Annotated in this window: 22 protein-coding genes, 3 pseudogenes and 1 riboswitch; of the genes and pseudogenes, 16 read left to right on the top strand and 9 right to left on the bottom strand. The window is 63.5% G+C overall.

The window, feature by feature from the left end:
• Positions 1–292: 292 nt before the first annotated feature.
• The 7 genes from JOE62_RS15970 to JOE62_RS15940 all read left to right on the top strand — a co-directional run bounded on the left by JOE62_RS15970 (position 293) and on the right by JOE62_RS15940 (position 9,938).
• Complete coding sequence (locus JOE62_RS15970) at positions 293–2,026, top strand: ABC transporter ATP-binding protein (RefSeq protein ID WP_204723133.1); 1,734 nt, start codon at positions 293–295, stop codon at positions 2,024–2,026.
• On the top strand, positions 2,027–4,111 hold the full coding sequence (locus tag JOE62_RS15965) for an ABC transporter transmembrane domain-containing protein (RefSeq protein WP_204723132.1): 2,085 nt from the start codon (positions 2,027–2,029) through the stop codon (positions 4,109–4,111). It begins immediately after the preceding gene.
• Positions 4,112–4,223: 112 nt separating this feature from the next.
• Positions 4,224–5,135 carry a LysR family transcriptional regulator gene (locus tag JOE62_RS15960; protein ID WP_204723131.1) on the top strand — a complete coding sequence of 304 codons (912 nt, stop codon included), beginning with the start codon at positions 4,224–4,226 and terminating at the stop codon, positions 5,133–5,135.
• A 121-nt stretch (positions 5,136–5,256) separates the two neighbouring features.
• Complete coding sequence (locus tag JOE62_RS15955) at positions 5,257–6,315, top strand: FUSC family protein (RefSeq protein ID WP_204723130.1); 1,059 nt, start codon at positions 5,257–5,259, stop codon at positions 6,313–6,315.
• Between the two features lie 132 nt (positions 6,316–6,447).
• Positions 6,448–7,797 (top strand): SH3 domain-containing protein, encoded by a 1,350-nt coding sequence (locus JOE62_RS15950; protein WP_204723129.1) that lies wholly within the window; start codon positions 6,448–6,450, stop codon positions 7,795–7,797.
• A 167-nt stretch (positions 7,798–7,964) separates the two neighbouring features.
• Entirely contained in the window at positions 7,965–8,735 is a 771-nt protein-coding gene (locus JOE62_RS15945) for a CPBP family intramembrane glutamic endopeptidase (RefSeq protein WP_204723128.1), read from the top strand.
• Positions 8,736–8,738: 3 nt separating this feature from the next.
• Positions 8,739–9,938: an MFS transporter gene (locus JOE62_RS15940; protein ID WP_204723127.1), complete on the top strand. Its 1,200-nt coding sequence runs from the start codon at positions 8,739–8,741 to the stop codon at positions 9,936–9,938.
• 41 nt (positions 9,939–9,979) lie between these two features.
• Here the strand turns inward: JOE62_RS15940 and JOE62_RS15935 are convergent, their stop codons facing one another.
• A complete protein-coding gene (locus JOE62_RS15935; RefSeq protein WP_239543449.1) occupies positions 9,980–10,813 on the bottom strand; it encodes an MBL fold metallo-hydrolase in 834 nt (277 codons plus the stop codon).
• A gap of 154 nt (positions 10,814–10,967) precedes the next feature.
• On the opposite strand from JOE62_RS15935, the gene JOE62_RS15930 reads away from it, so the two are divergent.
• Complete coding sequence (locus JOE62_RS15930; RefSeq protein WP_204723126.1) at positions 10,968–12,308, top strand: MATE family efflux transporter; 1,341 nt, start codon at positions 10,968–10,970, stop codon at positions 12,306–12,308.
• Positions 12,309–12,396: 88 nt separating this feature from the next.
• Here the strand turns inward: JOE62_RS15930 and JOE62_RS15925 are convergent, their stop codons facing one another.
• Entirely contained in the window at positions 12,397–12,531 is a 135-nt protein-coding gene (locus JOE62_RS15925; RefSeq protein WP_204723125.1) for an FCD domain-containing protein, read from the bottom strand.
• On the opposite strand from JOE62_RS15925, the pseudogene JOE62_RS15920 reads away from it, so the two are divergent.
• The 4 genes and pseudogenes from JOE62_RS15920 to rraA form a co-directional block, all read left to right on the top strand.
• A pseudogene (locus tag JOE62_RS15920) lies at positions 12,493–13,137 on the top strand (alpha-hydroxy acid oxidase); the annotation flags it as partial. The gene JOE62_RS15925 and the pseudogene JOE62_RS15920 overlap by 39 nt on opposite strands.
• 56 nt (positions 13,138–13,193) lie before the next feature.
• Positions 13,194–13,787 carry a DUF308 domain-containing protein gene (locus tag JOE62_RS15915; protein ID WP_204723124.1) on the top strand — a complete coding sequence of 198 codons (594 nt, stop codon included), beginning with the start codon at positions 13,194–13,196 and terminating at the stop codon, positions 13,785–13,787.
• 38 nt (positions 13,788–13,825) lie between these two features.
• Positions 13,826–14,119, top strand: coding sequence for a hypothetical protein (locus JOE62_RS15910; RefSeq protein ID WP_338085810.1), 294 nt, complete (start codon positions 13,826–13,828; stop codon positions 14,117–14,119).
• A 215-nt stretch (positions 14,120–14,334) separates the two neighbouring features.
• Positions 14,335–14,811 (top strand): ribonuclease E activity regulator RraA, encoded by a 477-nt coding sequence (rraA, locus tag JOE62_RS15905; RefSeq protein WP_204723123.1) that lies wholly within the window; start codon positions 14,335–14,337, stop codon positions 14,809–14,811.
• Positions 14,812–14,827: 16 nt separating this feature from the next.
• Here rraA and JOE62_RS15900 read toward each other — a convergent pair whose 3' ends face one another.
• Complete coding sequence (locus tag JOE62_RS15900; protein ID WP_204723122.1) at positions 14,828–15,136, bottom strand: hypothetical protein; 309 nt, start codon at positions 15,134–15,136, stop codon at positions 14,828–14,830.
• A gap of 112 nt (positions 15,137–15,248) precedes the next feature.
• Positions 15,249–15,818, bottom strand: a complete 570-nt coding sequence (locus JOE62_RS15895) for a CGNR zinc finger domain-containing protein (protein ID WP_204723121.1) — start codon at positions 15,816–15,818, stop codon at positions 15,249–15,251.
• A gap of 114 nt (positions 15,819–15,932) precedes the next feature.
• Here JOE62_RS15895 and JOE62_RS15890 point away from each other — a divergent pair, with 114 nt between their 5' ends.
• Positions 15,933–16,910 carry an EamA family transporter gene (locus JOE62_RS15890; RefSeq protein ID WP_204723120.1) on the top strand — a complete coding sequence of 326 codons (978 nt, stop codon included), beginning with the start codon at positions 15,933–15,935 and terminating at the stop codon, positions 16,908–16,910.
• Positions 16,911–17,023: 113 nt separating this feature from the next.
• Here the strand turns inward: JOE62_RS15890 and JOE62_RS16690 are convergent, their stop codons facing one another.
• Positions 17,024–17,188 carry a hypothetical protein gene (locus JOE62_RS16690; RefSeq protein ID WP_204723119.1) on the bottom strand — a complete coding sequence of 55 codons (165 nt, stop codon included), beginning with the start codon at positions 17,186–17,188 and terminating at the stop codon, positions 17,024–17,026.
• Here JOE62_RS16690 and JOE62_RS16575 point away from each other — a divergent pair.
• From JOE62_RS16575 to JOE62_RS16565, 3 genes and pseudogenes are all read left to right on the top strand, one after another.
• A pseudogene (locus tag JOE62_RS16575) lies at positions 17,109–17,369 on the top strand (GMC family oxidoreductase N-terminal domain-containing protein); the annotation flags it as partial. The gene JOE62_RS16690 and the pseudogene JOE62_RS16575 sit on opposite strands and share 80 nt — an antisense overlap.
• Positions 17,370–17,374: 5 nt before the next feature.
• Entirely contained in the window at positions 17,375–17,860 is a 486-nt protein-coding gene (locus tag JOE62_RS16570; RefSeq protein WP_204723118.1) for a GMC family oxidoreductase N-terminal domain-containing protein, read from the top strand.
• Complete coding sequence (locus JOE62_RS16565) at positions 17,770–18,258, top strand: GMC family oxidoreductase N-terminal domain-containing protein (protein WP_338085831.1); 489 nt, start codon at positions 17,770–17,772, stop codon at positions 18,256–18,258. The genes JOE62_RS16570 and JOE62_RS16565 overlap by 91 nt, the downstream gene beginning before the upstream one ends.
• Positions 18,259–18,318: 60 nt before the next feature.
• Here JOE62_RS16565 and JOE62_RS15870 read toward each other — a convergent pair.
• From JOE62_RS15870 to JOE62_RS15855, 4 genes and pseudogenes are all read right to left on the bottom strand, one after another.
• Positions 18,319–18,510 (bottom strand): annotated as a pseudogene (locus tag JOE62_RS15870) (D-serine/D-alanine/glycine transporter); the annotation flags it as partial.
• Positions 18,511–18,849: 339 nt separating this feature from the next.
• A riboswitch (glycine riboswitch) is annotated at positions 18,850–18,948 on the bottom strand.
• A 307-nt stretch (positions 18,949–19,255) separates the two neighbouring features.
• Entirely contained in the window at positions 19,256–21,502 is a 2,247-nt protein-coding gene (locus JOE62_RS15865; protein WP_204723117.1) for a heavy metal translocating P-type ATPase, read from the bottom strand.
• Positions 21,503–21,571: 69 nt separating this feature from the next.
• Positions 21,572–21,886, bottom strand: a complete 315-nt coding sequence (locus tag JOE62_RS16400; RefSeq protein ID WP_083515604.1) for a heavy-metal-associated domain-containing protein — start codon at positions 21,884–21,886, stop codon at positions 21,572–21,574.
• A gap of 60 nt (positions 21,887–21,946) precedes the next feature.
• On the bottom strand, positions 21,947–22,276 hold the full coding sequence (locus JOE62_RS15855; protein WP_204723116.1) for a metal-sensitive transcriptional regulator: 330 nt from the start codon (positions 22,274–22,276) through the stop codon (positions 21,947–21,949).
• Positions 22,277–22,301 lie beyond the last annotated feature (25 nt).

Below are 22,301 nucleotides of genomic sequence, written 5' to 3'. Positions count from 1 at the left end.
ACGGAGCTGAACCAGAATCCGCCGCGAGCAGGATCGGTAAACCGGAGAACGCGGCAGGCACTCAAACGAGCAGCGAGCTGGCAGATCCTATGATCTGCACCATCAGTGCCCGGATGTCTCCCGGAATCGCGGGGTATATCAGAAGTTAATCAACGATTGGCGAAAATCAATCGCAAGGATGATTCAACTTGTCGGTGGATCAAACTAGACTGACATTTGCTCTTCAATCACCGCGCCCTTAATCCGAAGTGGCCTGGTGCCGGAGAGCGTGATGCCAGCGAGGATTTTCCACATGCTTCTCAAGCTCATCTTGAAACACTCCAAACCCTATGCCGGGTGGATCGTTGCAGTAGTCATATTGCAGCTGGCCACCACCATGGCTACGCTCTACCTTCCCAGCCTGAACGCCAAGATCATCGATGTCGGCGTGGTCAATGCCGATATCGACTACATCTGGCGCACCGGCGGACTGATGCTGGTGGTGGCCCTGATCCAGGTGGCCACCGCCGTCGCCGCCGTCTACTTCGGTGCCAAGACCTCCATGAGCGTCGGACGCGATGTCCGCCAGGCGGTCTTCGAGAAGGTCTCCACCTTCTCCGCCCAGGACGTCAACAAGTTCGGTGCCGCCACCTTGATCACCCGCGGCACCAATGACGTGCAGCAGATCCAGATGCTCACCCTGATGGCGCTGAACTTCATGATCACCGCGCCGATCATGTCCATCGGCGGCGTGATCATGGCGATCCGCGAAGACCCGGGGCTGTCCTGGCTCGTCTGGGTATCCGTGCCGCTGGTGCTCATTGTCGTCGGCCTGCTGGTCATCAAGCTGATGCCGTTGTTCCGCGACATGCAGACCCGCATCGACGGGATCAACGGCGTGCTGCGCGAGCAGATCACCGGCATCCGCGTGGTGCGCGCCTTCGTGCGCGAAGAGCACGAGACCCAGCGCTATGCCGACGCCAACCAGAAGCTGACCGACCTGGGCGTGAAGGTCGGCAACCTGTTCGTGCTGATGTTCCCGGCGATCACCATGATCCTGCACCTGTCCACCGCCGCCGTGCTCTGGTTCGGTGGTCACCGCGTGGACAACGGCGACGTGGAGGTCGGTGCGCTGACCGCGTTCCTGCAGTACCTGCTGCAGATCCTCATGGCAGTCATGATGGGCACCTTCATGGCCATGATGGTCCCGCGCGCCATGGTTTCGGCCGACCGCATTGCCGAGGTGCTGGACAGCGAGCCGAGCATGCTCGACGCCGCCGAAAGGCAGATCGAGCTGCCCACCCCGGGCACCGTGGAATTCAAGAACGTCACCTTCGGATACCCGGGAGCCGAGGCTCCGGTGCTCTCGGACATCTCCTTCACCGCGAAGCCCGGGCAGACCACTGCCATCATCGGGTCCACCGGTGCTGGCAAGACCACCTTGCTGAACCTGATTCCGCGTCTCTACGACGCCACCGAAGGGGAGATCCTCATCGGCGGGGTGCCCTTGAGGGAGCTGGGCCGTGACACCATTTCGCGGAACATCTCCGCGGTCCCGCAGCGTCCGTACCTGTTCTCCGGAACCATCGCCAGCAACCTGCGCTTCGGCGCCCAGGAGGCCACCGAGGACGAGCTGTGGGAAGCGTTGCGGGTCGCCCAGGCCGAAGGGTTCGTGGCAGAGCGCGAGGGCCAGCTGGATTCCAAGATCTCCCAGGGCGGCACCAACGTCTCCGGCGGACAGCGCCAGCGCCTGTGCATCGCACGGGCCTTGGCCGCCAAGCCGAACACCTATCTCTTCGATGATTCCTTCTCGGCGCTGGATGTGAACACCGATGCCAAGCTGCGTGCCGCCCTGGCCGAACCGACCAAGGATGCCGCGGTGATCATCGTGGCCCAGCGCGTCTCGACGATTACCGGGGCGGATCAGATCCTGGTCCTGGACCATGGCGAGATCGTTGCCCGGGGAACCCACGAGCAGCTGCTCGAAACCTCGGAAACCTATCAGGAAATCGTTGCATCCCAGCTGAGCGTGGAGGAGGTGGCCTAAGTGGCGAAGAAGCAGGAGAATATCGATTTGGCGCAGCTCGACAGCGAGCTCGCAGACGTCAATGAATTCGAAGCCGCGGCGGGAGCCGACGACTGGTCCGGCGGCGCCCCGGTGCGCAAGGCCGAGCATTTCTGGCCATCGGCCAAGCGGCTGGTCGGGCTGATGTCCCCATACAAGCTGGGCATGGTGCTGGTCTTCGCCCTGATCACCGTGTACGTGGTGCTTTCGGTGATTGCCCCGCGGATCCTGGGCAAGGCCATGGACGTGATCTTTGCCGGGCTGATCGGCAAGAACATCCCCGAGGGCACGCCAGCGGAACTGGTCATCCAGCAGCTGCGCGACTCCGGGCAGGACACCCAGGCCGACATGCTCTCGAAGGTGGACTTCGTCCCCGGGCAGGGCATCGACTTCACCCAGCTCTCGCAGTACATCCTGATTGTGCTGTCCATGTACTTCATCGCCTCGCTCTTCTCCTGGGCCTCGGGCTGGCTGCTGAACAAGCTGGTCATGCGCGTGGTCTACAACCTGCGCAAGGACGTCGAGGACAAGATCAACAAGCTGCCGCTGAACTACTTCGACACCCGCCAGCGCGGCGACCTGCTCTCGCGCGTGACCAACGACGTGGACAACATCCAGAACGCGCTGCAGCAGGCGCTGAGCCAGCTGGTCTCCTCGATCATGACGGTTCTGGGCATCGTGATCATGATGTTCGTGGTCTCCTGGCAGATGGCGCTGATCGCGCTGGTGGCCCTGCCGCTCTCGGCAGTCGCCGCGGGCGTCATTGGCACCCGGGCGCAGAAGCTGTTCACCGCGCAGTGGAAGAACACCGGTGCGCTCAACGGCCAGATCGAGGAATCCTTCTCCGGCCACGAGCTGATGAAGGTCTTCGGCCGTGAAGAGGACATGGTTCAGCGCTTCACCGCACGCAACGAGGAGCTGTACAAGGCCAGCTTCGGTGCCCAGTTCGTCTCGGGCATGATCATGCCGGTGATGAACTTCGTGTCCTACCTGGCCTATGTGGGCATCGCCGTGGTGGGCGGCTTGCGCGTGGCCTCGGGCACCATGAGCCTGGGCGATGCCACCGCGTTCATCCAGTACTCGCGCGAGTTCACCCAGCCGCTGGGCCAGATTGCCGGCGTGGCCAACATGCTGCAGTCCGGCGTGGCCTCGGCCGAGCGCACCTTCGAGCTGCTGGATGCCGAAGAGCAGGAGCCGGACCGCGCGCAGGACACGCTGCCTGCCCGTACCGATGGCCATGTCTCCTTCGAAAACGTGTCCTTCTCCTACAGCGAAGACAAGCCGCTGATCGAGAACCTGTCCTTCGATGCGGATCCTGGCCACACGGTGGCAATTGTCGGGCCGACCGGCGCCGGCAAGACCACGCTGGTGAACCTGGTGATGCGCTTCTACGAGCTGAACTCGGGCAAGATCATGCTCGATAACCGCGACATCACCGAGCTCTCGCGCGCCGACCTGCGTTCGAAGGTGGGCATGGTGCTGCAGGATGCGTGGCTGTTCGGCGGAAGCATCATGGAGAACATCCGCTACGGCCGGCTGGATGCCACCGATGAGGAAGTCATCGAGGCGGCCAAGGCGACCTTCGTGGACCGCTTCGTCCGCGCCCTGCCCGATGGCTACGACACCATCATCGACGAGGAAGGCACCAACGTGTCGGCCGGCGAGAAGCAGCTGATCACCATCGCCCGCGCGTTCGTGGCGAACCCGTCGCTGCTGATCCTGGACGAAGCGACCAGCTCGGTCGATACCCGCACCGAACTGCTGGTGCAGCAGGCCATGGCCGCGCTGCGCAGCGACCGCACCAGCTTCGTGATTGCCCACCGTCTGTCCACCATCCGCGATGCCGACACCATCCTGGTGATGGAGGCTGGACGGATTGTGGAGCAGGGCAACCACGAGTACCTGCTGGGAACGAAGGGCGCCTACTACCGGTTGTACCAGTCCCAGTTTGCCGGCCCGGCCGAGGACGTGGATGCGAACCCGGATACGGCTGCGGTGCCTGCGACCGGTGGAATGCCGCTGTCCGACGCTGCGGTTCCTGAATCGGATCCGAAGCTGGATTCCTAGGAACCAGCGGTATCAGGGCCGCGGCCGGGATGGACTTTGCTTCATTCCGGCCGCGGCTTTTTGCATGCCCCGGACGCGCGACCCGTGGCGCGCGTGATGCAATGGACGGGTGATGTTTAGGCAATTGGAGTACTTCGTGGCGCTGGCCCGGGAACAGCATTTCGCGCGGGCCGCCCAGGAGTGCCGCATTTCCCAGCCGGCGCTGTCCGAATCCATCAGGAAGCTTGAAGCCGGGCTCGGGGTGCCGCTGGTGCGCCGTGGCCACGCGTTCCTGGGGCTGACCGCGGAAGGCGAAACGGTGCTGCGCTGGGCCCAGCGGCTGCTGGCGGACCGCGATGCGCTGATCCAGGAAGTGGCGGCGCTGCAATCCGGGCTGACCGGCACGTTGCGCCTGGGTGTGGTGCCCGCCGCGTCCTCCACGGTCGCGCAGCTGGCCGATGCCTTCGCCCGTGCCAACCCGAAGGCCAGGGTCCACGTCCAGGGCAGCCTGCGCTCCACCGGCATCATTGCCCAGGTCCGCGGCTACGAACTCGATGCGGGGCTGGTCTACGCGGATCCTGCGCAGTTGAGTGGACTGCTCGCGCTGCCCTTGTACCGTGAGGAGCACGTGCTTCTCACCAAGGCAGGGATGTTCGCTGGCGAGGGGCAGCCAACCGCCGTGGACGAGGTGCTCTCGCTGCCGTTGTGCCTGCTGGATTCCTCCATGCGCGGCCGCCAGCTGCTGGACGAGGTGCTGGCTTCCCACGGGCGCAGCGCCGAGCCGCGCATCGAGTGCGATTCGATGATCACGCTGCTGGCACAGGTGGCCACCGGCCGCTGGGCGAGCGTGGTCCCGAAGCAGTGGCTCGAACCCCTGGGCGAGCTGCCGGGCCTTGTCCAGACGCCCCTTGCCGTTCCCCGCATCACCAGCCAAATCAGCTTGGTGATGGCCGGGCACCAGCCGCTGCCGCTCATGTTACGCGCATTGCTCTCTGTGACGGGCGACCTGTATCCATCCGTAACAAAGGATCTTGACTTGGCTTGATAAGTTAGTCCGATTGAAACATCAGAAATAATGCTTGGACATGATCAAAGTGTTGATGCAACTCTGAAGTGGCAGAACCGCTCCTTTTTGCAGGAAGCTGGACGACCCGCAAGGAGCGATCATGGCGAACTTCCAGAATGCACCGGCCGAGCAGGACAGTACGCCGAGCACAAGAATCCTGACCTCCGCGTTGGCGGCCACGGCCTGGCGGGGGTTGGTGCTCGCCCACAGCCCGGAGATCCGCCCTGCACTGCGCGTCGGCTTTGGGCTGGCGATCCCCGGCGCCGCACTGCTGTTGTTGGGGCAGGTGGACCTCATGGTCTACGCGGTCTTCGGTTCGGTGGTCGGAATGTACGGCCGCAGCCCGCACCGGGTGCAGCGTCTCAAGGACCAGGCCCTGGCCGGAACCATGATGCTGTGCGCCGGCATATCCGGCATCGTCATCGCGCCGTGGGGACTTGACGGATGGGCGCTGCTCGCCGGAGGCATTTTCTGGGCCTGCACCAGTTCGCTGGCCACGGACCGCTACGGGCTCAAGCCCGGCGGCTCGTTCTTCCCGCTGTTCGCCTTTGGGGCGCTGGCCAGCCTCCCGGTAGGGCAATCGCCATCCGTGGCGGGCCTGGCGGCGTTCGTGGTCACCGCGCTGTTCTGCATCATCCTGGGTCAGGCCGCCAGGTTTGGCTCTGCGGCAAGCGGATATCCCGGGCATGATCCGATCGGCTGGCCGGAAGCGCTGCGCCGCGCCGCCTGCTACGCCAGCGTGGTGATGCTGGCAGGCACCCTGGCCATCGGGCTGCACCTGGAACACCTGCAATGGGTCATGGCCGGTTCGGTGGTGCCGCTGGCGGCGGGCAACGCCCGTGGCCGCCTGAGCAGGGGACTGCACCGTGTGGCCGGCACCGTCGCTGGACTGGGGGTGCTGCTGGGCATCTACCATCTGCAGCTGCCTCAGCTGGCCCTGGGGCTGGTGATCATCGTGCTGATGTTCCCCACCGAGGGCTACATGACCCGAAACTACGGGCTGGCACTGAGCTTTTTCACTCCGCTGATCATGCTGATGCTTGAGCTCGCCGACCCGAGCGTCAACGCGGAGGTTTTGTGGGAACGCGCCGGGGGCAACATGTTAGGTGTGCTCGCTGGCATCGTCGGTGCGCAGCTCTTCGATCGCAAACCCCGCTGACGAAGCACCGGGTTCGGCCCAGACGTTGCATGATTGACTAGGTCAGGCCTCGATTCGGCAATCTCGCTCGTATCGGGAACGGCTTTGCGCAGGACACCATCCAATCCGTGCCCAATGGAAGATTCCACCGCCGTGAAAACACAGTTCGGTTCTCCGCGACGATTCGCTGTTTCAACTGCCAGCGCACTGCTGGCCGGTGCGCTGGCCTTAGGCGGCCTGGTGCCGGCCGGTGCCGCGCAGCCGCACTCGGTTGCACAGCAACCTGCGTCTGCCCAGCCATCCGCATTGCTATCAGCCCCCGGAGCACAGCGGGTGCCTGCCGCCAAACGGGTAGTGCAGGTCAAGACCACCAGCAACCTGAATATGCGCTCCGGTTCCAGCACCAAGTTCCGCGTCATCCTGGTCATCCCGAAAAACAGGACCGTCACCGTCAAGGCCCAAGCTTCCAATGGCTGGTACCAGGTCACGTACAACAAGAAGACCGGGTGGATCTCCAACAAATACACCAAGGTCACCAAGACCTCAGGCACCGGCGGAACGCCGAAGCCAGCGAAAAGCGTGAAGCTGTGGGTCACCCCGGAATCGACGATGAATATCCGCAAGGGGGCGGGAAGCGGGCACGGTGTCGTCGGGAAGATCAGCAAGGGGCAGCCTGCCTACGCGACTTCCATGGCGGCCAACGGCTGGTACAAGATTTCCACCCAGGGCAAGACCGGATGGATCTCGGGTGCCTACGTCACGACCTGCTCCACGGGATGCGCCATCGACGCCGGCCCGTACACCACCAATCGCGCAGGACTATCGGACCGCTACTTCACCAAGACTTCGGGCGCAGACCTGTTTGCATCGGTCAAGGGCAAGAAGCGCATCGGCGACATCCTGAAGAACTCGATTGCCTATCGGGACAAGGCCTGGGAAAAGAAGGCCGGGCCGGTCTCCGGCTGGTACTACGTGCGCACCCAAGGGGCGGACGGCTGGATGAAAGCCTCGGCACTGAAGCGCGGCACCAGCGCTAAAACAAGCAACACCGCGAAAATCACTCGTGCCACGGTGCTGAAGCAAGCCAACGGAAAGCTGCCCTCCTCGTTGCTGGTAGCCCTGCCCTGGGACGAAGAGAAAACGCTGATCGCCGCACCGGCGGCTGCGGATCTGGGCCGGTTGAACGCGGCCTTCAAGAAGAAATTCGGGAAGAATCTGGATATCGATCTGGCCTACCGCACCCTGGATACGCAGAAATTCCTCTATCAGGAGCTCGGCCCCTACATCGCGGCAAAACCGGGCACCTCGAACCACGGTTGGGGTTTGGCCATCGATGTGCCGGAGACCTACAACTATTCGTTCAAGGGCAAGTACTACAAGTGGTTGAAAGCCAACTCGAAGAAATACAACTGGATCCACCGGAGCAATCTGGAAGAATTCCGTGCCAACGGAAGCAGGAACCCGTACGCCGAGGCATGGCACTTCGAATATGTGGGCAAATGATTCCCGGGCCATGAATGATCAAGAATCATTCGGGGCATGGCGCCGGGGGCTTCACACAGACTGGGGCTGTTTCATACCAGTGTGAAACAGTCCGAGGCCGTTGTTGCTTGAGTGCGTCAAACCCCAAACACAACGGATCCCCAGCAAGGGCAGATAGGCTAGGAGATATGCATCAGCTGCCTGACTACCCGAACTATCCTGTTCTTCCCCGACGCAGACAGCGTGTATTCGATGCAGGACCGTTCACCAAGGGCGACCTCTGGACCGTCATTGCCTACCTCGTCTTCTTTGTCGGCGGCGCGGCAGCCCTCATCGGCTTGATCCCCGGCTACATGAGCGCGTTTACGACCCAGGAACAGGCGCTGTTCGGGATCAACCTGATCCTGTATGTCACCTTCTTCATTCTTGCGATGATCCAGTGCGGCCCGCAATTCTTCGAATCCTTCAAGACCATGCGGTACTACCCCTGGGCCAAATGGCTGATGCTGCCCGGAGGCTGGTTCCTGACCATCATGGTCAACGGGATCATCGCCGCGTTGACGGGCCAGGCTGCCACCAGCGAAAACCAGGCGGCCCTGGAATCCATGGCCGGAACGGTGCCGCTGCCGGTCATGCTGGTAGTCACCGCGCTCTTCGGTCCATTTGTCGAGGAATACCTGTTCCGCCACCTGCTCATCGGCAAGCTGTCACGCAAGCTGAACGTCTGGCTGTGCGCGTTGATCTCCACGGTGCTGTTCGCCAGCATCCACTTCATTGGCGCAGACATCGCATCGTGGCTGGAAGTGGTCCCGTACTTCATGCTGGGCGTCATGATGGCTGTTGCCTACATCCTCAGCGGCAAGTCGTTGGCCTACTCCTACATGCTCCACGTCATCAATAATTCCATCGCGCTGCTGGTGGTCTACCTGATCTACCCGCTGCTTCCTGCCGGGGTCTAGGCCGTGGCATTTACCGGACTGGAACCGAATACTCCCGCTTATCGAGGCATGCTGCTGGCACTCTTTGCCGGCGGTGTCGCCACCTTCTCCCAGCTGTATGCGGTGCAGGGGCTGCTGCCCGTCATCGCCAGCTACTTCGAGATCACCTCCTCGCGAACGGCGTTGGCGGTGTCTTCGGCAACACTGGGGCTGGCCTTGGCGGTAACCCCTTGGGCGATCATCTCCGACAGGGTCGGGCGCCGGAAGGTCATCAGCATCGCCTTGGTTTCTTCGGTAGCCCTGGGATTGATCAGCTGCCTGGCGCCAAGCTTCGAGTTCCTGGTCGCGATCCGCTTCTTCGAGGGCATCGCCCTGGCCGGCGTGCCCGGCTCGGCACTGGCCTTCCTCGTCGACGAGGTCAATCCGCGAGCGGTCGCGGTGGCCAGCGGAACCTACATTTCCGGCACTACGCTTGGCGGGCTGGCCGGACGCTTGGTCGCCAGCTTTGTTGCGGACCCCGCAGGCTGGCGCTGGGGCATCGCGGCCGTGAGCATCATGGCAGGTTTGGCGACGCTCTTCTTCCTGCTCAAGGCGCCCAGTGCTCAGGGTTTCGCCCCCATCCGGGACCAGAATTTGCGCAGCATCGCCAGGAAGTTCGCCCAGGCCTTCCGCGGCAAGATGGCGCTGGTCTATGCCCAGGGATTCTTGCTCATGGGCGGTTTTGTCGCCGTTTACAACTATCTGGCGTTCCGGTTGGAAGCCCCGCCTTACCTGATCCCGGCCTCGTGGGCGGCACTGGTCTTCCTGGCCTACCTCTCGGGAACCTACACCTCGGTGGCCAGCAGCAAGCTCGTGGCCAAGGCCGGACGACGCACTACGCTGCGCATCAGCATCCTGCTCAGCGCGCTCGGCCTGCTGCTGACGCTGGCGGGGAACCTGGTCGTCATCATCGCCGGGCTGTTGATCTTCACTGCCGGCTTCTTCGCCGCCCACGCGGTGGCCAGCGGGTGGGTACCGGTGCTGGCAACCGGGGCCCGCGCCCAAGCCTCCAGCCTGTACAACCTGTTCTACTACGTCGGCTCATCGCTGCTGGGCTGGCTCATCGGCATCCCGTTCTTGCACCATGGGTGGGCTAGCGTGGTGCTCTGTGTGGGTGCGTTGCAGCTGGTTGCCCTGATCCTGGCTTCCTTGCTGTCCAAGAAGGATCCGTCCATCCGCAGTTGATTTATATTCCACTCAAGGAATATGAATTTCTGGATGGGTTATCAGGTCAGATCGTCGAATTCGCCGGATACCCAGCGCGCATAGCGGTCAGCGGAGAATTGCACCACCCGGTGGGCATCAGATCGGATGGAAGAGGCGAAGTTGTTGTAGAGACGGTCGAACTCCACCGGTTCCAGCGCCTTGGACATGCGCCGAACCACAGCAGCCGAGAGCGGGATGCGATTGGGATAGCTGCGCAAGAACGTCACATTGCCATCCGCCACGGGAAAAATCGCGTCACCTGCCAGCAGGACGCCACGGCCATCGGCGCCCGCTTCCCAGATGGCCACCGTGCTGCCGGGGAAGTGCCCTCCGAGCTGCATCAGCCTGATCCCGGGCAGCACGTCAAAGGGATCGGACCAGATGGTGATCGCGCCAGATGAATGCTGGACCCACCTGGCGTCCTTCTCAGCGACGAAAATCGGCACATTGCCCAACGCCTGGCTGTACTGCTGCTGCACCCCGTACATGTGCGGATGGCTTGCCGCAATCGCCGCCAGCTTTCCACGGCTCTTGAGCCAATCAATGATGTCTGCGGTGATCAGTCCCGGCACATCGAAGAGCAGGTTGCCCCCAGTGGTCTCCACCAGCAGGGCGCTTTGGCCGATGCCGATCTCGGGAGATGCAATTGCATGCATTCCCGGTTCGAGCGACGTGATCGTCAGCTGATGCCCGGCCGCCGCCAACTCTTCGGTGCGCACCCAGCGCTGGGTACCGCCGGGAATGTACTGGCGCTCGTCGGCGCAGATGGGACACAGGCCGGATGGTTGCGCACCCGGCGGAAATTCCACGGCGCAGCCTGCGCATTGCCAATGGCTGATCTGTTCTTCGCCCATGGATGAATCCGTCCTCTATGGAGGGTGATGACTGCGCCCTGCTTGCCATCCAACCTAGTGCCCGCATGCGACATAGGAAAGAGCACCGCCTCAGGAGTCTTCTTGCCGGGGACGCAAATGGTGAAACTGCACGCCGCTTCGTAGAGTTGGGGTTGTGAACCCTTCAACCCCCACCGAATCCCCGCGGAGCCTGGGCCGGCAGATCCTTGCCCTGGCCGTTCCCGCATTGGGCGCGCTGATTGCCGAGCCGCTGTTCCTGATGGCTGATTCGGCCATTGTCGGCCACCTTGGCGTGGCCGAGCTGGCCGGCGCCGCGTTGGGCACCACAGTGCTGCATACGGCGGTGGGACTGATGATCTTCCTGGCCTACGCCACCACTCCCGCGGTGGCCCGCGCCTTGGGTGCCGGAGATCCGGGCAGGGCGATGGCCGCAGGCCGCGACGGCATGTGGTTTGCTGTCGTCCTGGGTGTGGTGCTGTCGCTGGCCGGATACTTCGGCGCCGGAAGCCTTGTCGGCTTGATGGGCGGAGAAGGGGAAACCGCTCGATTCGCCGTGGACTACATCAACTATTCGATGCCTGGCCTGACCGCGATGCTGCTGGTCCTGGCTGCCACCGGCGTGCTGCGTGGCATGCAGGATACGAAAACGCCGCTGGTCGTGGCCACCGTCGGCTTCGGATTGAATATCGTCCTGAACTTCATCCTGGTCTACTGGGCCGACATGTCGGTAGCGGGTGCGGCACTGGGCACTTCGATTGCCCAATGGATGATGGCGCTGGTGTATTTGTGGATGATCATGCCGCGGATCAGGGCTCAAGGGATCTCCCTGGCACCGAGCTGGTCCGGGTTCATTTCCACCGGGCAGGTCGGCTCCTGGCTGATGCTGCGCAACCTGAGCATGCGCGCGGCCTTGCTGCTGACGGTTCTGGTGGCCACCAATGCCGGCACCCAGACGCTGGCCGCGCATCAGCTGGTCTTCACCATCTTCAGCTTCTTGGCCTTCGCGCTGGACGCTTTGGCCATCGCGGCCCAGGCCCTGATTGGCCAGGAGCTGGGCCGCGGGGATGCCGAACAGGTCCGCAAGCTCACCGGCATCATGAGCCGCTGGGGCATCTACTTCGGCGTGGCCACCGGCATCCTGCTATTCGCCACGTCGTGGGTCTTCCCGATGATGTTCACTCCGGATGAGCAGATCCGCCAGCTGACCACCGTCGGGCTGTGGGTGCTGGCATTGTCCCAGCCGTTGTGCGGCCTGGTTTTCGTCCTGGATGGCGTGCTCATTGGTGCCGGGGATGCTCGCTACCTCGGCCTAGTCGGTGTCGCGAACCTCGCGGTGTACGCACCGATGCTCTGGGCGGTCCACGTCTTCGCCCAGGACGCCACCTCGGCGATCCTGTGGATCTGGGTCGCCTTCGCCCTGGGCTACATGGCGGCTCGCGGCGTGAGCCTCTCCCTGCGCGCCAAGAACACCGCATGGATGCGGTTGGGCAGCTGATAGCCGGCCACCTGGCCACCCGATGCCGGTTGCTCCGGGAGCTGCGGCGCCCGGTCAAAGTCCGTTTGGCAGGTGGTGGGCTCGGCGGCTAGTGCTGGCCGAGCATGGCGGTGCGGATGGATTCCAGGTGCAGCGCCATGGCTGCGGTGGCCGCGGCCGGATCGGAATTCTGGATGGCGTCGAAGATCGCCCGGTGCTCGGCCAGCTCATCGGATTGCGACATGTACGGCTGCCCGAACTGACGCTGAAGACCGTGCTGGACGCGTCCTACCGTCCGGAGTGGTGGTACAACTTCCTGACCACCGATTCGCTGAAGTTCGCTTCCCTGTCCGATACCTCGGCAGACCTGCCGACCATCATCAACTCCATGTTCGATTCCTCCCTGGACTTCGAGGACCTGGAATGGATCCGCGAGCTGTGGAAAGGCCAGCTCTTCGTCAAGGGCGTGCTCACCCGCGAGGACGCCGCCAAGGCCAAGGCCGCCGGTGCCGATGGCCTGGTGGTGTCCAACCACGGCGGACGCCAGCTGGACCGGGCGCCGATTGCTTTCGAAGCGCTCACCGAGGTGCGCGCCGAAGTCGGTGAGGGCATGGAAATCATCCTGGACTCGGGCATCATGTCCGGTGCGGATATTGTCGCCGCGCTGTGCGCCGGAGCCGACTTCGTGCTCATTGGCCGCGCCTACCTCTATGGCCTGATGGCTGGCGGCGAGGAAGGCGTCAGCCGTGCCATCGAATTGCTGGCCAAGGAAGTGGAAGTGAATATGCAGCTGATGGGCGCTGCCAGCATCAAGGATCTGGACGAGTCGCTGATCCGCCGCCGCGGCTGATGTGATTAACCCCGGGCGAAGTGGCGGTTAGTTCTATGAGCGGTAGAATAGAAATTGTGCCTGCACCTAAAACCACCCCAGTCCAAGCGTCAGATGTATTCCGCCCAGTGTTCCTGCGCGGTCTGGCAGCTCTGGCCTATGCCTTGATGTCGATTTTCTGGATCGGCGCAGATGAGAAGGTAGTGACCTACTCGACGGCAGCGTTCCTCGTTGTCACCGGCGTATTCATGTGGCAGTACGTATCGGTGGAAAGCGCACCCGAGAAGTCGCGCGCCCCCTACGCACTGGGTGCTGGCCTGATGCTCATGGCTGGCATCGCAACCATCTTCGTCAGCTCGATCAGCTGGGTCGGCTACGTGGCAGCGTTCGCTTTCCTGGCTGGCGGCATTGCCGAGCTGGTGGTCTTCGCCAAGCTCCGCGAAGCCTTCCCGCCGTTCAGGAACCAGCTGGTAACCGGCGCGGTGGGCGTGATTTTGGCCATTGCGCTGTGCTTCAGCGGCGGCATGGATGCACACGCATTGTTCGGCCTGATTGGCGGCGGCGCCATCGTTCTCGCGGTCTTCGCGCTGATTGCCGCCTTCGGCCATCGCCATGAGATGAAGACGGCCGCACCGGCCACGACCATTACCCCGGACCAGGACAACAAGTAGTCCTCAGGTCAGCAGCAAGAGTAGAAACGGAGTTTCTGGTGGGAAACAATAAGAAGAAGCAACCGTGGAGCCAGTCAATCAAGGGCCCACTGAGCTTCTCGCTGATCTTGGGCCTTGTCTCCGGCGTGGTCGGCCTGATCAGCTCCACCGGCGGATCGCAGAATCCACTGCGCTTCGACATCGGCTTGGCCGCTTTCGGCATCGCCTTCGTCGCCAGCCTGCTGGTCATCTCGGTATTGACCATGGCAGCCAAGGACAATGATCCGGAACTTGGCAAGGGCACCGGGGTCAATCGTTCCTCTGCCAACCCGGACAAGAAGTTTGAAGACTGACCGTAAAGCTTAGCCACGCGGCATGACGCGCTGGGACTGTCCATCCTCGGATAGTCCCAGCGCGTTCTCTTTTTTTGCCTCGCCCTATGGGGCAGCGGATCCCCAGGCCTATGCAGCCGAGCTGGAGCGCTCAACCTTTCGTCATGCTCTGGGGCTGTGCACGCAAAGGGCTAAGCTGTGTGGTGGGACACTATCGCGGCTCACGGAGGAAAACCATGCACCAGGAACCGATCAGCACTGCCGACCTCTACGACCAGCATGGAGATGCGTTGCAGTCTGTTTCGACGCAGTTCCAGGACTTCGGCGGGCGGCTGTCGTTCTACGGCCCGGCACGCACCGTGAAATGCCATGAAGACAACGGTCTGGTCAAGGAAATCTTGAGCTTCCCGGGCAACGGCGAGGTGCTCGTGGTCGATGGGGGAGCATCCCTGCGCTACGCCTTGCTGGGCGACATGATTGCCGAGAGCGCCGAAGCCAATGGCTGGGCCGGAGTCATCATCAGCGGCGCCGTGCGCGACCGGGCCGCACTGGCCGAACTGGAGCTGGGCATCAAGGCGCTGGGCAGCAACCCGCGCAAAACCGTCAAGCGCTCGCATGGCTCAGTGGACGAGACCATCAGCATCGGGGATGTGAACATCCGACCGGGCGCGATGGTGTACGCGGACATCGACGGAATTCTCGTCGAGCGCTAAACGGCCACTGGCGCCGCTAGGATTTGTCGCCGGCGCCTTCCCACTCCGCCCTGAACTCGTCGGTGCTCAAGGTTTCCAGGTCCTCGCGGATCTGGACTACCAGACGTTCAGCCTCTTCCAGGCTGGAGGTCGTGATGCGCAGGACTACCGAATCGTCCTGGCGCGAATGCACGACGACCTGCGGCTCATTCGCCTCGTATTCGGCGTCGCCCAAGGCTGCCGATGCCAGGGCTACGACCCAGCGGGCGGCGGCTTTCAGCGGGCCGCTCTCAGCCGCTTCGATCCGTGCTTCGTAATCATCCGAAGCGTGGGTTTCCTGAGTCATGGACTGCCCCTTCCAGTACTGCCATTGCCGGTGTCCCGGTTGTGTGTTCATCATATGGCCCGGGTATGGCAAAAGGCGAGGAGCACCGCGCAACGCGATCCTGGCCGGAGCGTCAGCCGGCCGCTACCTGCTGGCCTGAGCGCTTCGACGCCTTGCGCGCACGGTACGCGCGCACATGCTCGCGGTTCGCGCAGTTGCCGGTATCGCAATACAGCTTGGAGCGGTTGCGCGACAAATCCAGCAGCGCCGCCTCGCAGTCCTCGGACGCGCAGATCCGCAACCGCTGCAACCCGCCGGAGCGGATCACTTCGGCCAGCGCCATCGCGGCATCCACGGCCATGCGGTCGTAGAGCGGGGTGCTGTTGGTGGTGGCGTGCAGATGGTAGCCCATCGATTCGCTCTTGATCAGCTGCGGCTGGGCGTTGGCGTTGCGCAGGATGGCATTGACCCGGAACACTGATTCTTCTTCGGTGCCGATCCAGATGTTCTTCAGCTGGGAACGCAGCTGGCGGATGGAACGCAGCTCGGCCTGGTTGTGCGCGCGCGAGCCGTCGAAGTTCTCCGCCTCAAGGAACTCATCGAGATCAGCGACGGTGGAGAGCATATCCACGATTTGCACCTCGGTATTCAGCAGATTCACCACGGTCTTCAGCGACGCTTCGATATCTGGGGCAAAGGTCATAATTCGTTCCTGGAAGGTGGGTGGATTGACTGCCCCTCAAGCCTAACCGTATCGTCATGCTCATAGCCCCATTTGCCCCTGAATGGGGCATGAAATTCTGCGCGAAAGACTCTCATGAGCGACCTGTCTACCCACGGTGCGCCTGCAGCTTCCACCACCGCTGCGACCCGCCATCCCAGCCAATCGAAGGGCATCTGGATTGCGCTGGCCTCCTCGGCCGCCTTCGGGCTGTCGGGGTCCTTCGCCAAGGGGCTTTTTGAAGCCGGCTGGACCCCTACCGCCGCGGTAGCCGCCCGCATGGCCGGCGCGGCACTGGTGCTGGCCATTCCGGCCCTGCTGGCGATGCGCGGACGGTGGGTGCTGCTGCGCACCAACTGGGTCTCGATTGTGCTCTTCGGACTGTTCGGAGTGGGTGCCTGCCAGCTGTGCTACTTCCTGGCGGTGCAGCGATTGGATGTGGGCGTGGCCCTGCTGCTGGAATACCTGGCTCCCGTGCTGATTGTGCTGGTGCTATGGGCCAGGCACCAGAAGAGGCCGTCCATCGCGACCATCGCCGGAACCGTGCTCTCGCTCGCTGGGCTGGTGGCGGTGCTCGACCTGACCGGCACGACGCGGATCGATCCGATTGGCGTGCTCTGGGGATTGGGAGCCGCCATCGGGCTGACAGTCTACTTCTTCATCAGCGCCAAGGTCGATGGCGCGCTGCCGCCGATCATGCTCTCTGCCGGAGGCATGGCAGTCGGTGCGCTGACCGTGCTGGCCGTGGGGTCCCTGGGTATCCTTCCCATGCACTGGGCTCCCGGAACCGGGTCATTTGCAGGCTTCGAAACCCCGTGGTGGCTGGCGCTGACCGGGTTAATCCTGATCGCCACCGTGTTCTCCTACACCACCGGCGTGATGGCCGCGAGGGAACTGGGATCCAAGGTGGCAAGCTTCATCTCATTGACCGAGGTGCTCTTCGCGGTGCTCTGGGCCTGGCTGCTGCTTTCCGAGCTGCCCGGTGCGGTGCAGCTGTTCGGCGGCCTGCTGATCGTGGGCGGGGTGGTCCTGGTCCGCATCGACGAATTGCGCGCGGGCCGGATCCGCAAATAGGCGACGCGGCCCCGAACCGATAATGCGCACGCATTGCCAATTGCTGTGCGCCGGATGCCAATGGCGAAACTGCTGACCTGTACTGACTGGGATGAACACGTTTCGCAGGCACCTCAAGGTGGGGGAGTATTCATGGGCAGCACATCGGTCATTGTCGTTGGAGCAGGTTCAGCAGGTGCGGTCGTCGCGCGCCGGATGGTGGATTCCGGAGCGCAGGTGACCTTGTTCGAAGCCGGATCCGAGGACACCAACCCCGCCATCCACGACCTCTCGCGCATGGGCGAGCTGTGGCACAGCAAGGAAGACTGGGATTACCACACGGTCCCGATGGCCGGGGCCGCCAACAAGCCGATGCACCTGCCACGTGGCAAGGTGCTCGGCGGATCGCACGCGCTGCACGCAACCATCTGGGTGCGCTGCGCCCCGCAGGACTACGACGGCTGGGCCAAGGACTGCGGCGAGCAGTGGGCCTGGAAGAACGTCTTGCCGATCTACAAGCCTATCGAGAACTCTTCTCCGGCGGTGCCAGCAAGTTCCACGGCACCGAAGGGCTGGTGCCGGTGGACAACGACTACGAGCTGGATGAAATCCACCAGTCGATTATCGACGCGGCAGTGCAGTCCGGCATCGAGTTCAACCCCGACTACAACGGCGAGCAGCTGGACGGCGTGTCCAAGGAGCAGATCAACGTCGTTGTCGGCGAACGCATCAACACCTGGAAGGCCTACCTCAAGCCGGTACGCGAGCGTCTTGAGATCATCACCGATGCCGAGGTGCACTCGGTGATCCTCGAATCCGGCACCGCGGGGGCGTGCGCTACCAGAAGGACGGGCAGCTGCAGGAGCTGCGCGCCGATGAGGTGGTGCTCAGCGCCGGCGCCTTGGGCTGCCCGCAGTTCCTCCTGCGCTCAGGAATCGGCCCGGCGGCCGAACTCCGGGCAGTGGGCGTAGAGCCGCTGCATGAGTTGGACCAGGTGGGCAAGAACCTGCACGACCATCTGCTGGCTCCGATGATCGCCGAAACCACCACCCGGGAGATTCCTGCCCCGCGCACCGGGGTCTCGGTCTCGCAATCGCACATGTTCTCCCGCTCCCGCGCAGACCTGGACCGCCCGGACACCCAGCCGATTTTCTTCGCCGTGCCGATGTACTCCCCGGGCATGGAACCGATCGAGGGCACCGCATCCACCCTGCACTCCGGAATCGTGACCCCGCACAGCCGTGGCGAGATCACCCTGAGCGGACCTGGACTGGAAGATCCGGTGAACATCGATTCGAATGTCCTGGATGATCCGCGGGATCTGGAGGCGTTCGTGTACTCGATGAAGCAGTGCCGCGCGATGGTCTAGCAGGACGCCTTGGCCCAGGACTGGGGTGCCCGGGAGGTGTACCCGGGCAACGAGGTCCAAAGCGATGAGCAGCTCGCCCATGGCGCGCATGACGAAGAAGAGCATGAAGCCGATGATCATGTAGACGAAGATGACCGACGGGCCGGCGACCGAAATGGTCTTGCCGGAGCCCATGAACAGGCCCATGCCGATCGCGCCGCCAATGGTGATCAGCTGGAAGTGTCGATTGGAGAGCCCGCGCTCGAGAGTGGGTCAGAACTGGTGGTACTCATGCTGGTTGCCTTCCAGGAGTGTGGCGTGACGCCCCGAAGCTGATCTGCCTCCAAGCCGGGTTGGCTTGGAGTGCAGTCTCGCTTCGATGAACACTTCCGTATCGGAGCAGTCCAGCAGGCTTGCCCGGCACGCTGCGCAAAGAGCAGGGACCAGGCCAGCCACGGGGAGTACCTCGAATCCGGTGCGCTCGGTGCGGCACTGTTCTTGGTCCCTCCCCAATCTGCATGTCGACCTGAGAGTTTTCACTTCGGCCCGATTACTGGGCGAAGCTTGCTCCTTCGGTGAGTGCGGCCGTACCGCACTGCTTTCCAGATTTGCCTAGTCGTGGCGGTACGGGTGCCTGAGAGTTTTCCGGGGAGGAAATTGCTCCTACGGCGCCCGCCCATGGTGTGGGCGGGTTTCTCCCGCCACGCATCAGCGGCATATGTGGTGATTGCCATCACAGTATGCGCAGAAGCTTCAATGTGGCGCAAATCGCATTTTCATATTTCGCACCCCGCTAATTCGCATGGCTAGACGATTCCCCGGAAAAATGACGCGGAAAACCGTGTTTGGGCTTTCGTAATGATTCGCATCCGGCGATCTCCCGCTCCGGGAATGGACAGCACGGATCTCCGCCTTCCACGCCGTAGGCCACCGGTATGACGAAGGCCATGGGCAAAACCCCTGGGACATGCAGCGCAATTTCTCACGCGGCCGCCCCAGGGGGTGTTCCCGGCTGGTGCTAGTGCTTTCCGAAACGGCGCAGCCGTAGCGAGTTGAGCACCACCAGCACGGAGCTGGCTGCCATGGCTGCACCCGCGATCATCGGGTTGAGCAGGCCCAGGGCGGCCACGGGGATGCCTGCGGTGTTGTAGGCGAAGGCCCAGAACAGGTTCATCTTGATCGTGGACAGGGTCTTGGCCGACAGGTCGATGGCCTGGGTGACCTGGTGCAGGTTATTGCCCATCAAGGTAATGTCGGCTGCCTCGATGGCCACGTCGGTGCCCGAGCCCATCGCGATGCCCAGGTCCGCCTGGGCCAGTGCCGGCGCATCATTCACGCCGTCACCCACCATGGCCACGACCTTGCCCTGCTCCTGCAGCGTGCTGATCGCCTTGGCCTTGTCGGCAGGGAAGACGCCGGCGAAGACATCTTCTTCCTTGATGCCAACCTGCCCGGCCACCTCGGCGGCCACCGACTTGTTGTCGCCGGTCAGCAGCACGACGCGCAGGCCGCGTTCCTGCAGTTCGGCAATGGCCTTCGCGGAGCTGTCCTTGATCTTGTCTGCCACAGAGATCACTGCCTGGAACTGCTGGTCCACCGCGACCAGGATGGCGGTCGCGCCGGCCTGCTCGGCCTCGTGGAGCATCTGCCGGGCGGATTCGTCCAGCATGACGCCCTGGGATTCGAGCCATGAGGGGCGCCCGACGACCACCAGCTGGGTGCCTACGGTGCCCTTCACGCCGCCGCCTGGCTCCGCATGGAAGCCGGTGACCTCGGCCAGCGGGGCCTGGACGGACGCCGCGGCGGCGATGGCCTGGGCGATGGGGTGCTCGGAGTGGTGCTCCACGGCTCCTGCCAGCGCCAGTGCGGTGGCCTCGTCGACGCCATCGACGGTGCGGGTTCCGGTGTGCGCCATGACGCCGGTGGTGACGGTGCCGGTCTTGTCCAGCACGATGGTGTCCAGCTTGCGGGTGTCCTCCAGAACCTGAGGTCCGCGGATCAGGATGCCCATTTGGGCGCCGCGGCCGGTGCCGACCAGCAGGCCGATCGGGGTGGCCAGGCCCAGGGCGCAGGGGCAGGCGATGACCAGCACGGCGACGGCTGCGACGAAGGCCGCGTAGGTATCACCGGTGACCAGCCACCAGGTGAGGAAGGTGAGCACGGCGATGCCCAGCACGATCGGCACGAAGACCGCCGAGATGCGGTCAGCCAGCCGTGCGATCGGGGCCTTGCCGGACTGGGCCTCCGAAACCAGCCGGCCCATCTGGGCCAGCGTGGTGTCCGAACCGACGCGGGTGGCCTCGACGACCAGCCGCCCGGAGGCGTTCAGCGTCGCACCGGTGACGTTGGTTCCGGGCTGTGCCTTCTGCGGCACCGATTCGCCGGTGATCAGCGAGGTGTCGATGGCGCTGGTGCCGGAGATGACCACGCCGTCGGTGGCGACCTTCTCGCCCGGACGCACCACGAAGTGCTCCCCGATGCGCACCTGGTCGGCCGGGATCTTCACTTCCTGGCCCTCGCGCAGCACGGTGGCGTGCTTGGCGCCCAGGTTCAGCAGCGACTTGAGCGCATCGGAGGCCGAGGACTTGGCCCGGTGCTCAAGATAGCGCCCGAGCAGCAGCAGTGTGGCCACCACGCCTGCCGTCTCGAAGTACAGCTGGTGCTCGCTCATGGCCATGCCGGTATGGGCGGTCATCTGCGGATCGAGGAACAGCTGGATGGCGGAGAACAGGTAGGCGGCCAGCACGCCCAGCGACACCAGCGTGTCCATGGTGGAGGCCAGGTGACGCGCGTTGATTGCGGCCGCCTTGTGGAATGGCCAGGCGCCGTAGAGCACCACGGGGGTGGCCAGTGCGAAGGCTACCCAGCCCCAGTGCGGGAACTGGGCGGCCGGAACCATCGAGATGATGAACAGCGGAATGGTGAAGACCGCGGAGACCACCAGCCGACGCAGCAGGTGGTTGGGCACCAGATGCTCGTGCCCGCCGTGCTCATGCTCGTCGTGGTGCACGGGGGCCTTGGCCTCGGGCTTCAACGAGGCGCCGTAGCCGGCGGCCTTGACCGTGCTGATCAGCTCGTCATCGCTGATCCCCGCGGGGACCTGGACCTTGGCGCTTTCCAACGGGAGGTTGACCGAAGCGGTCACCCCGGGCAGCTTGCCCAGCTTGCGCTCTACGCGGCCAACGCAGGAGGCGCAGGTCATGCCCTGGATGTCCAGGTCTACGGTGCGCAATTCGGGGGAGTGGGTGGGGGTTTCGGAAGTCATGATGAAAATACCTTGAACTTTCCCGCCGCCGCCGCCGGCGGCGGCGCGGGTGCCTGTGCCGTGCGGTGGCTAGGCGTTGATGGCTTCGACGGTGTAGCCTGCCTCGTCGATAGCCTGGCGAATGGAATCCTCGGCGAGCGCCGAGGCGGAAGTGACCTTCACGGTGGAGATTCCCTGTGCGTCCAGTGCGACGTCCACGGAATCAACCCCGGCGATCTCCTTGAGTTCTTCGGTGACCGAAGCGACGCAGTGCCCACAGGTCATGCCCGAGACCTTGATTTCGGTCTGGGTCGGGGCCGCGGCGATGTCGGTGCGCGGCTGGATCTGCAGGCCCTGGTTGGAGTTCTTTTCCGAGGAGCATCCGCAGTTGCAGTTGTGGCTCATGATCTTGCTCTCTTTCGATGAGTTCTGTGTGAATTGGAAAATTGGTGCGTGGGCGCGGGCTTAGCGCACCAGGCGGGATATGGCGGCCGTGGCCTCGGCAATCTTGTCTTGCACGATGGACGGGTCGCCCTGATCGATGGAGGACTTGGCCGCATCCACCACGCAGTGGCCGATATGGTCATCGATAAGCTGCACGCTGACCTTGTGCAATGCCGCGTTGATGGCGGAGATCTGGGTCAGGATGTCGATGCAGTACTTGTCTTCAGCTACCATCTTGGCCACTCCGCGCACCTGGCCTTCAATGCGCTTCAAACGTCGTTCCAAGGCGCTTTTGTCCGCGTGATAGCCGTGGTGCTCGGCTGTTTCATGTGGCGTGTGGTTGGTTTCCATACTCCGATGATACCCCCTAGGGGTA

Origin of the sequence: Glutamicibacter nicotianae (assembly GCF_016907615.1) — a bacterium.
Taxonomy (GTDB): Bacteria; Actinomycetota; Actinomycetes; order Actinomycetales; family Micrococcaceae; genus Glutamicibacter; species Glutamicibacter nicotianae.
The sequence above is the reverse complement of the archived record's forward strand: the minus strand, read 5'-3'. Positions and strand labels throughout refer to the sequence as shown.